Genomic DNA, 516 nt, shown 5'->3' on the forward strand with positions numbered 1-516 from the left:
CGCTCAGCACCACTTCGCCGTGGGCCCGGAAGACCTGCTCTTGGCCGTTCACGGTACAGCACACGCCCACGGCGCGCCCCTTCTCCACCAGCACCGAGGCCACGCGCACGCCCGTCTTCACGGTGAGCGATTCGCGGCCGCGGATCGGGTCGAGGTAGGCTTCGGCGGCGCTGGCGCGGCGGCCGTCGGGCGTGACGTTCACGCGGTAGAAACCGGCCGCGTTCTGCTGCACCGCGCCGTTGTAGTCGTGCCCGGGGGCGCTGTCCGGGAACGGCCCGAGGGCGCGCGCGGCCGCCAGGAAGGCGCCTGCCACCGCCGAAGGTTTCGGCAAGGGCCGCACCGCCACCGGCCCCTCGGTGCCGTGCCAGGGCGAGGCGCCTTCGGCCGAGTTCTCGATGCGGCGGTAGAACGGCAGCACCTCGTCGTACGACCAGCCGCTGCAGCCCGCAGCCGCCCAGCCGTCGAAATCGGCGCGGTGGCCGTGCACCCAGATCATGCCGTTGATGCTGCTGGAAC

1 protein-coding gene is annotated in these 516 nt (G+C 72.7%); it reads right to left on the reverse strand.

Features of this window, described 5'->3' with window-relative positions:
* Nucleotides 1-516 (reverse strand): GMC family oxidoreductase N-terminal domain-containing protein (locus tag AC01FP_RS19015; RefSeq protein ID WP_474482535.1); only part of this gene is annotated, 516 nt, incomplete at both ends.

Source organism: Cyanobium sp. NIVA-CYA 375, from assembly GCF_056108345.1.